General features: G+C 56.8%; 7 protein-coding genes. 5 read left to right on the forward strand and 2 right to left on the reverse strand.

Translation table 11 applies throughout. The annotated features are described in order from the left end of the window. Positions 1 to 281 precede the first annotated feature (281 nt). Both mrcB and hrpB read right to left on the reverse strand, forming a co-directional pair. The gene (mrcB, locus tag ACLQ7H_RS26795; protein WP_411755291.1) at positions 282 to 2,786 is read right to left on the reverse strand and encodes a bifunctional glycosyl transferase/transpeptidase; all 2,505 of its coding nucleotides are present in this window, start codon (positions 2,784 to 2,786) and stop codon (positions 282 to 284) included. A 220-nt stretch (positions 2,787 to 3,006) separates the two neighbouring features. Further along, on the reverse strand, positions 3,007 to 5,457 hold the full coding sequence (gene hrpB, locus ACLQ7H_RS26800; protein WP_411755296.1) for an ATP-dependent helicase HrpB: 2,451 nt from the start codon (positions 5,455 to 5,457) through the stop codon (positions 3,007 to 3,009). Between the two features lie 67 nt (positions 5,458 to 5,524). Between hrpB and thpR the strand changes: the two genes are divergently transcribed. From thpR to pcnB, 5 genes are all read left to right on the forward strand, one after another. Then, positions 5,525 to 6,067, forward strand: coding sequence for an RNA 2',3'-cyclic phosphodiesterase (gene thpR / locus ACLQ7H_RS26805; protein WP_411755292.1), 543 nt, complete (start codon positions 5,525 to 5,527; stop codon positions 6,065 to 6,067). After that, on the forward strand, positions 6,064 to 6,771 hold the full coding sequence (gene sfsA / locus ACLQ7H_RS26810) for a DNA/RNA nuclease SfsA (protein WP_411755293.1): 708 nt from the start codon (positions 6,064 to 6,066) through the stop codon (positions 6,769 to 6,771). The genes thpR and sfsA overlap by 4 nt, the downstream gene beginning before the upstream one ends. Before the next feature lie 206 nt (positions 6,772 to 6,977). Continuing rightward, a complete protein-coding gene (dksA, locus tag ACLQ7H_RS26815; protein ID WP_021179742.1) occupies positions 6,978 to 7,433 on the forward strand; it encodes an RNA polymerase-binding protein DksA in 456 nt (151 codons plus the stop codon). Positions 7,434 to 7,507: 74 nt separating this feature from the next. Then, entirely contained in the window at positions 7,508 to 8,419 is a 912-nt protein-coding gene (gene gluQRS / locus ACLQ7H_RS26820) for a tRNA glutamyl-Q(34) synthetase GluQRS (RefSeq protein ID WP_411755294.1), read from the forward strand. Between the two features lie 293 nt (positions 8,420 to 8,712). Beyond that, positions 8,713 to 9,683: polynucleotide adenylyltransferase PcnB (gene pcnB, locus ACLQ7H_RS26825; RefSeq protein WP_411755295.1), on the forward strand; the 971-nt coding region annotated here is incomplete at its 3' end.

The following is a 9,683-nucleotide window of genomic DNA, read 5'->3' on the forward strand; positions in this document are numbered from 1 at the left end:
ATGAGGAGTGACGCTTGGTCGGCATGTCTGGTTTCTCTGATGTGGTTTGATAACGAATGTGAACGAGAATAATTATTATAAGCGCGGCATTTTATGCAGAAGGCTAACGGAACTGCAAGCGTATTTCGGCCGTAAAAAGGCTATGGGATTGGCGTGGTAACCACATTAACAAGGGGGAAATAAAACCAACAACAAAGAAAGGAAAGCCCGTAACAGAACGCTACGAGCTTGATAACACAGTAAAATCAAATGATAAATATGCTTAACATAACGGCCAGAATTTATTTGCCAAACATATCTTTTATCCAGCCAGCCACGCCGTCGGCATCCTTCTGTTCGCCGGGTTGCTGCTGCTGAGTTTGTTGCTGAGCCGCCTCACTGGCCTGGCACAACCCCTGAGGGTTCTCAGTCCAAACTGGGAGAGTACGCGAGCTACCTCCGCCACAGATAAAGTTACCGGCGGAATCAATGCCCATCTGGCTAATGCCTTCCGGTTGTTGCAGCTTCAGCACCAGCGGCGTCTGGTTTTCCAGATAGCGGCGATACAGCGTCAAGGCACCGTTGGCACCGGTCAGCTTGGCCGGGCCGTTATTGTCACGCCCTACCCAGGCAATCGCCACTTCCTTGCCGTCAATACCGGCAAACCAACTGTCACGCAGATCGTTAGTGGTACCCGTTTTAGCGGCCAGATTGTAATTGGGGAACTTGACCGACAGTGAACGGGAAGTCCCACGCGCCACACCCTGCTGCATCGCATACAAGGTCAGGTAAGCCGCCTGCGCAGGCACCATGCGCTCCGCCTGAGGGAAGCTCTGATACAACGCGGTACCATCTTCGGCCATCACCGAACGCACCGCAGACAGTGGCGCACGGTTGCCTCCGCTGGCGATGGTCTGATATTCCTGTGCCACTTCCATTGGCGTCAGGCCGATGGCCCCCAGCAACATTGAAGGCATCGGATTGATTGCCGTTTTAGGAATACCCAACTTTTGCAGGGTAGCGCTGATCTGATCCAGCCCCACCGACATCCCCAGGTTGACCGTTGGCACGTTGAGCGAGTTGGCCAACGCATCCACCAGCATCACCCGGCCACGGAATTGGCGATCGTAGTTGTTCGGCTGCCACGAGCTGCCGTTCGGCAGTTTGATCGACAGCGGCTGATCGGCCAGCCAGGTATTGAGCCGATACTTATCCGGTTCTGACAACGCGGTCAGATAGGTTGGCGGCTTGGCCAGTGACCCTACCAGACGGCGCGCCTGCATCGCTCGGTTAAAGCCGGCAAACTGCGGGTTGGCACCGCCCACCATGGCACGAACTTCCCCGGTAAAGCGATCGACAATCACCATCGCCGCTTCCAAATCGTTCAGATGGCGTGCGGCACGCAACGCTGGGATGCCGTCTTCCACTGCCTTTTCCGCTGCATCTTGCGAAACCGGATCCAGCGTAGTGAAGATCTTCACGCCGGAAAGATCGTTAACCTTATCACCCAACTTGGCCTGCAACTCCTGACGCACCAGTTGCATAAACGCAGGCTGCGGTGAAATCACCCCACCTTTCGGTTGTACGCCCAGCGGGCGGGCACTCAGCATGTTATACAGTTCAGCGTCGATCACGCCCTGGTTCTGTAACAGCTTGAGCACCAGGTTACGGCGCTCCAGCGCCAACGTTGGGTTACGCCAAGGGTTATACAGCGAGGCCCCTTTGACCATGCCCACCAGCAGCGCCTGCTGATCAAGGCTCAACTCTTCGACCGGGCGACCAAAGTAGTACAGGCTGGCCAACGGGAAGCCACGGATCTGATCGCTGCCGCTCTGGCCGAGATACACCTCGTTCAGATACAGCTCCAGAATACGGTCTTTGCTATAGCGGTAATCCATCAGCAATGCCATGTAGGCTTCGTTGACCTTACGCCACAGCGAACGCTCATTGGTCAGGAACAGGTTTTTTACCAGTTGCTGAGTCAAGGTACTGCCGCCTTGTACCGCACGCCCTGCGGTCAGGTTAGCCAGCACCGCACGGCCAATGGAGTAAGGGCTGATGCCATCATGCTCGTAAAAATGACGGTCTTCGGTGGCGATCAGCGTGTCGACCAACAGATCCGGGAAACCAGAGCGCGGCACAAACAGGCGTTGCTCGCCATTCGGCGATTGCAGCATGGTGATCAGGCGCGGATCGAGGCGGAAGAAGCCAAAGTTACGCTGATTTTCCATGTTGACGATTTTCGCCAGGCCATTGTTTTGGAAATCGAGGCGGGCGTGGATCTGGCCTTCTTTGCCATCCGGGAAATCAAACGGACGGCGCAGCATCTCGATGCTGTTGCCCTGCACGGTAAACTCCCCTGGCCGCGTCATACGGCTGACCTGGCGATATTGCATTCCTTCCAGCAGTGCGACCATTTCCTTTTTGCTGTAAGGCATACCCGGTTCAAGGTTAACCATGCGGCCATACACCGCCGCCGGTAACTGCCAGACCTTGCCATCGATGCGGCTACGGATCTGGGAATCCAGATAAACGCCGTAGATCGCCAGCAACACGGCAATCACCAGGAACAGTTTGATCAACAGGCCAAGCCAACGGCGCTTTTTACGGGGCGACTTCTTCGCTTTTACCTTGGGCGGCATGCGTTGTTCCTCTTCGTCGTCATCGTACTCATCATCGTCATACTCATCCTGATACTCGTCTTCTTCATAATCGTCATCACGTTGACGACGCGCCGGTTTACGCGGCACATTACGTTTTGGTTGTTTGCCTTTGCGCCCGATGGGCTCGCGGTCATCACCAGCCATTGCGGTTCTTCTCCACGCTTGCTGCAATCTATACCCTATGGATTTCAAGCTGTAGCTAGGCGACAAGCTATCTCATCCCCAGGAGCTTACTTTTGGGTAAGTGACTGGGGTGTGGTAGTGCAGGTAACAACGCTGCAACTTGAAAGACGACGGGTCCGTTATTTTGTCGCTTAATCTGTGCCTATGTCGCCGGGCTGAACAGAAGAAACGTCTGAATTCGTTACTGGTATTTCTTGGTGCGCCTGGTGGGGGCGGTATTAGCCGGATCGTCTGGCCATACGTGCTTGGGATAGCGCCCCTTCATCTCCTTTTGCACCTCGCGGTACGCCCCTTGCCAGAAAGCGGCCAGATCGCCGGTGATCTGCAATGGCCGGTGCGCCGGAGAGAGTAACTCAAGCACCACCGGGATGCGACCCTCAGCCAACGTTGGGCTACGCTGTTCACCAAACATCTCCTGTAAACGCACCGCCAATACCGGCGGTTTATCGGCATCGTAGCGGATCGGTAAACGGCTGCCGGTCGGCACAGCATAATGAGTCGGCAAGGCATTATCCAGCCGTTGCTTTTGCTGCCAGTCCAACCGGCGGGACAAGGCTTCGGCGATAATGACCTGCTTTAATCCGCGCAGATCGCGCACGCCGTTCAACGACGGCAACAGCCAGCTTTCCAGGGTGTCGAGCAATGCCTCGTCATCCACCGGCGGCCAGGCTGCCTCTGGCAACCAACGCTGGGCACAGTGTAAACGCAGGCGCAACTGCTCGGCAGCGGTGTCCCAATTCAACACTGCCAATCCCTGGGCGCGCACCCAATTTATCAGTGCCTGTTGCAGCTCCTCTTCCGCCGGTTTGGCCAGCGGCTGAGCCCGCAGCGTTAAGCGGCCAATCTGTTGGCGCTTCCAGGCTCGCAAGGTGCCCTTCTCTTCATCCCATTCAACGGCGGTCTGGCTGCTGACAATCTCGGGCAAGCTAGCCACCAGCGCATCAATTTCGATCGGTAACGCCAACAGGATACGAGCATCCGGGCTGTTATGGCTTTGCAACAGGCTGGGAGTAATCAACCAGGGAGCCCTGGAGAGCGCTTCGTCCTGATCCATCGCCGCCCCCAGGCCATTGGCCAACAAATAGCGGCCATCCTGCCCGCGCCGTTGGGCGATACGATCGGCAAATGCCAGCGCCAGCAAAGGAGCGGCCAGAACGCCATCAATCTGCCCGCTTTTTTGCGGTAAGCGCTTACTTAATTGGTGTGCCCGGCGTTGCCAATGCGGCTGGGGGCGACTCAGCCAATAACCTATATCCATCTGCCCGCTGCGTGGCGGTTCCTCCAGCAAGGCGGCCAACATCGCCGCCGTGGCTAATCCATCGGCTCCCATCTTGGCACCGGCACACAGCATGGCCGCCAGCCTGGGATCGCAACCCAACCCGGCCATTTGGCGACCTTGGGTGGTTAACTTGTCACCGTCATCGATAGCCGCCAGGGTATGCAATAAACGGCGAGCGGCGGCTAATGCGGCCAACGGCGGCCGATCGAGCCAGGTGAGTTGCTCCACATCCACACAACCCCATTGCAGCAGCTCAAGCCAGAAGCTGGCCAGATCGCTTTGCAGGATCTCCGGCTCGGCATGTTCCGCTGCACGCTCCGCCTGCTCCTTGGCGAACAGATGCCAGCATATTCCCGGTTCCAAACGCCCGGCACGCCCGGCGCGCTGGATCATCGAAGCCTGGCTGATACGCTGGGTGACCAATCGCGTCAGGCCATTACGGACTTCATAACGCGCTACACGCTCCAGCCCACTGTCGACTACCAGGCGGATGCCTTCAATGGTCAAACTGGTTTCGGCAATATTGGTCGCCAACACCACTTTACGCCGCCCGTGCTGCGCCGGTTGGATCGCCTTTTGCTGCTGTGCCAACGGTAATGCGCCATACAGCGGGCAGAGGTCGGTATCCGTTGGCACCTCGCCAATGAGCCGTTCCTGTACCCGGTTAATCTCCGCCACGCCGGGCAGAAATAACAACAGCGAACCTGATTGCTCAGACAACAGGCGCTTCACCGCTGAGGCAACGCCATCCTCCAATCGTTGATGGCTTGGCAACGGCTGGTACTGCCGTTCAACCGGGTAGCTGCGCCCTTCTGACACCACCACTGGCGCTTGCGGCAGCAGTTGCGACAGCCGCGCATTATCCAGCGTCGCCGACATGATCAGCAGTTTCAGATCGTCACGCAGCCCCTGCTGCACATCCAGCAGCAGGGCCAGGGCCAGATCGGCCTGTAAACTACGCTCGTGGAATTCATCAAGAATAATCAGCGACACGCCCTGTAGTTCAGCATCCTGCTGCAACATGCGGGTGAGAATGCCTTCGGTCACCACCTCCAGTCGCGTCTGCGGCCCGCTTTTGCTCTCGGCACGCATGCGATAGCCCACGGTTTGGCCCGGTTCTTCACCCAGCTGTTGCGCCAGCCGATAAGCAACGTTTTTTGCCGCCAGCCGCCGTGGCTCCAGCATGATGATACGCCCCGGCAGCCCGGCTTTTGCCAGGATCTGCAACGGCAGCCAGGTGGATTTCCCAGCGCCGGTGGGGGCATGCAACAACACCTGCGGGGCAGATTGCAGTGCGGCAAGCAGCTCATCAAGAACCGCGCTGACGGGCAATAAGGACACAAAACTCTCCATGGGGTAGTTAATGGACAGCGCACATTGTAGCATTAGGCTCAGCATTTCATTCATTTACCGGGGTTCCATGTCCAGTTCGCGCCGCCTGTTCTTTGCCTTGTCGCTACCCGATGCCTTGCAGCAGCAGGTGATCCGCTGGCGTGCCGATGCGTTTAAACCCGAAGATGGCCGCCCGGTGGCCGCCGCCAATCTGCATCTGACACTGGCCTTTCTCGGCGAGGTCAGCGCACAGAAAGAACAAGCGCTAAAAACGCAAGCCGGGCGTATCGCACAAGCGGGCTTTAGCCTGAATTTGGACGATCTTGGCCACTGGCCGCGCCCCGGAGTCGTGTGGCTGGGCAGCAAACGCCCCCCACGCGCGCTGTTGCAGTTGGCGGAGTTGTTGCGTTCACAAGCGGCCCGCAGCGGCTGTTATCAAAGCCCGTTGCCGTTTCATCCCCATATCACGTTATTGCGGGCAGCCACCCAGCCGGTCGCTATTCCTCCTGGCACGCCGGGTTGGCCGTTCAACGCCAGCCATTTCTCTCTTTACCAATCGTCGTTTGAACAGGGCCGCACCCGCTACCAAGAATTAGAGCAGTGGCCACTCGGCCCACAGGATAAATCATGATCTTTGACCCACCGCTAAAACCGGCCACGCTCATCAAGCGCTACAAGCGTTTTCTGGCCGATGTGATCACCCCCGAAGGGGAAACCTTTACCCTGCACTGCGCCAACACTGGCGCAATGACCGGCTGTGCTACGCCAGGGGACACCGTTTGGTACTCCACTTCGGACAACGCCAAACGCAAATATGCCCACAGTTGGGAGCTGACGCATACCCAGGATGACGACTGGATCTGCGTCAACACCCTGCGGGCCAACACCCTGGTCCGTGAAGCCATTGAACAGAATATAATCAGTGAATTATCCGGTTACAGTAAAATCACCGGTGAAGTGAAATATGGCGGAGAAAACAGCCGTATCGATTTGTTATTACAGGCAGAAAACCGGGTGGACTGCTATATTGAAGTTAAGTCAGTCACACTATTGCAACATCAACGGGGCTACTTCCCTGATGCCGTAACGCTGAGAGGGCAAAAGCATCTGCGTGAGTTGCAAAATGTGGTTGAACAGGGGCAGCGGGCGGTACTGTTCTTTGCCGTGTTACACAGCGGCATCGATCGGGTCACCCCGGCAAATCACATTGATGAGCATTATGCGGTGCTACTAGCGCAGGTTCAGCAGTTGGGAGTGGAAGTTGTTTGTTACGGGGCAAAATTATCACCTGACGGTATCTCGCTAAGCGCTAAGTTACCGTTTTTTATTGGCTAGCGGTGCCGGGCACAAATAAATCGACAACCGGATATTGCTTCGCCAAATACGCCTTCCTTCACACCATTGTCAAGCAGGCGACAGGAATAATTGCCATCCCTCTTACCTTCTGTTATTTATAGCGGCCTGTTTTCCCCCGTATTGGGGATTCGACATACCCTACTAGCATTAAAGGGTATAGTGCGTGTGTATGTAGGAGAAGCAATATGCAAGAAGGGCAAACCCGTAAAACCTCGTCCTTGAGCATTCTCGCCATCGCTGGGGTGGAGCCGTATCAAGAGAAACCGGGCGAAGAGTACATGAACGACGCCCAGTTGACGCATTTCAGGCGCATCCTTGAAGCATGGCGCAACCAACTCAGGGACGAAGTCGATCGTACCGTGTCGCATATGCAAGAAGAGGCAGCCAACTTCCCCGATCCGGCAGACCGTGCCACTCAGGAAGAAGAGTTCAGCCTTGAACTGCGTAACCGTGACCGCGAGCGCAAACTGATCAAAAAGATCGAGAAAACGCTGAAGAAAGTAGAAGACGATGATTTCGGCTTCTGCGAGTCTTGCGGCGTGGAGATTGGCATTCGTCGCCTTGAAGCGCGTCCGACTGCCGATTTGTGCATCGACTGCAAGACGTTGGCCGAAATCCGCGAAAAGCAGATGGCCGGCTAAGCAGTTGTTACCTCCTGCGGCGCGTGCCAATAACGCGCGCCGCATTAGTGTAAAGGGAAGTTATCCCTTCTGATATGTTAGCAAGTCACTATGTGGGGCGCTTTGCCCCATCGCCTTCCGGGGATCTGCATTTCGGTTCGCTGATTGCCGCCCTGGGAAGCTACCTCCAGGCTCGTGCTCAACGCGGGCAATGGCTGGTACGTATTGAAGATATCGACCCTCCGCGCGAAGTCGCCGGAGCTGCCGGGCGAATCTTATCCGCGCTTGAACACTATGGTCTCCACTGGGATGGCCAGGTCATCTATCAATCCCAACGCTCCGAAGCTTACCGCGCGACCCTTGATTGGCTGCAACGCCAGGATCTCAGCTATTACTGCACCTGTACCCGCAGCCGCATCCAGCAGATCGGCGGTTTGTACGATGGCCACTGCCGCCAGCGCCGGCTTGGCCCGCAGGGTGCCGCGATCCGCTTACGTCAATCAAACCCGGTATACGCCTTCCACGATCGGTTGCAGGGTGAGCTACGGGCCGATCCGGCGCTGGCACAGGAAGATTTCATCATCCGCCGCCGCGATGGCCTGTTTGCCTACAACCTGGCGGTGGTGATCGACGATCATTTTCAAGGCGTGACCGAAATCGTCCGCGGTGCCGATCTGATCGAGCCCACGGTGCGCCAGATTGCGCTGTATCAGCAATTGCAGGCACCCGTTCCCGCCTATGTGCATTTGCCGCTGGCGCTGGGGAATAACGGCATTAAACTGTCGAAGCAAAATCATGCCCCCGCGCTGCCCACTGGCGATCCACGGCCGGTACTGGTTGCTGCCCTGAAGTTTCTGCGCCAACCGCTGCCGGAAAACTGGCAAGATCTTGATCTGCCGTTATTATTGAGCTGGGCGGTTGAGCATTGGCAGTTGACAAACGTGCCGCGCCAGCCAGCTATCCCACAGTGTGAAAACACAACGGCATTCTCAAAACAGCTGGGGTAAGCTATGATTAGCCGCTATTTTTTTGTTAGCGCCATTTTTATCCGTCACTATCGAGGTGTACCATTTTTACCCGAGTAGCCAATTTCTGCCGTAAGGTACTAATCCGCGATGACAAGTTGACCCGCGAAGATGCGCCGGCCAGCGATAAAAACCAAGTCCGCGAAGAAAGCGCGCCTGCAGAACCGTTAGCCACAACGCCACCGCGCTCTACCGAGAGCGGCAGGGAGACACCTGCCCGCCGTCCAGCGCCGCGTAAACGCCCGCCATTTGTAGCCGCAGAGGGAACGCGCTCAATGACCGTTATCCCCCGCGATCAACATACGATCTCGCGCAAAGATATCAGCGAAAATGCGCTGAAGGTGCTGTATCGCCTGAATAAATCCGGCTATGAAGCCTATCTGGTCGGCGGCGGCGTACGCGATCTGTTGCTCGGCAAAAAGCCGAAGGATTTCGACATTACCACCAACGCCACGCCAGAGCAGGTACGCAAACTGTTCCGCAACTGCCGCCTGGTAGGCCGCCGTTTCAGGCTGGCACATGTGATGTTCGGGCCGGAAATCATCGAAGTCGCCACCTTCCGTGGCCATCACGAACAGAGTCAGGAATCTGACAAGAACTCCTCTCAGCAGGCCCAGAACGGCATGCTGCTGCGCGATAACATCTTCGGTACCATCGAAGACGATGCCCAGCGCCGCGATTTCACCATCAACAGCCTGTATTACGGCGTAGCCGACTTTACCCTGCGTGATTACGTCGGGGGCATGCGCGATCTGCAACAGGGTGTGATCCGCCTGATCGGCGATCCGGAAACCCGTTACCGCGAAGATCCGGTGCGGATGCTGCGCGCGGTGCGCTTTGCCGCCAAGCTGGATATGACCATCAGCGAAGAAACCGCCGAGCCTATTCCACGCCTGGCCTCGCTGCTGCACGAAATTCCACCTGCTCGCCTGTTTGAAGAGGCGCTGAAGCTGCTGCAAACGGGTTACGGTTACCAGACCTACCTGAAGCTGTGTGAATATCAGTTGTTCCAGCCGCTGTTCCCATTGATCGCGCGCAACTTCACGCCAAATCACGACACGCCGATGGAGCGCATTCTGGTGCAGGTACTGAAAAATACCGATCACCGTCTGCAGAACGACAAGCGCGTCAACCCGGCGTTCCTGTTTGCCGCCATGCTGTGGTACCCGCTGCTGGAGCATGCACAGAAACTGGCGCAGGAAAGCGGCCTGGCCTATTACGACGCCTTTGCGCTGGCCATGAACGA

The sequence above is a fragment of the Serratia sp. (in: enterobacteria) genome, from assembly GCF_046715635.1.
GTDB lineage: Bacteria > Pseudomonadota > Gammaproteobacteria > Enterobacterales > Enterobacteriaceae > Chania.

Bases quoted from the DNA above. Each gene is read 5' to 3' on its own strand.
- mrcB (WP_411755291.1), bottom strand. From the start codon at position 2,786: ATGGCTGGTGATGACCGCGAGCCCATCGGGCGCAAAGGCAAACAACCA.
- hrpB (WP_411755296.1), bottom strand. From the start codon at position 5,457: ATGGAGAGTTTTGTGTCCTTATTGCCCGTCAGCGCGGTTCTTGATGAG.
- thpR (WP_411755292.1), top strand. From the start codon at position 5,525: ATGTCCAGTTCGCGCCGCCTGTTCTTTGCCTTGTCGCTACCCGATGCC.
- sfsA (WP_411755293.1), top strand. From the start codon at position 6,064: ATGATCTTTGACCCACCGCTAAAACCGGCCACGCTCATCAAGCGCTAC.
- dksA (WP_021179742.1), top strand. From the start codon at position 6,978: ATGCAAGAAGGGCAAACCCGTAAAACCTCGTCCTTGAGCATTCTCGCC.
- gluQRS (WP_411755294.1), top strand. From the start codon at position 7,508: ATGTTAGCAAGTCACTATGTGGGGCGCTTTGCCCCATCGCCTTCCGGG.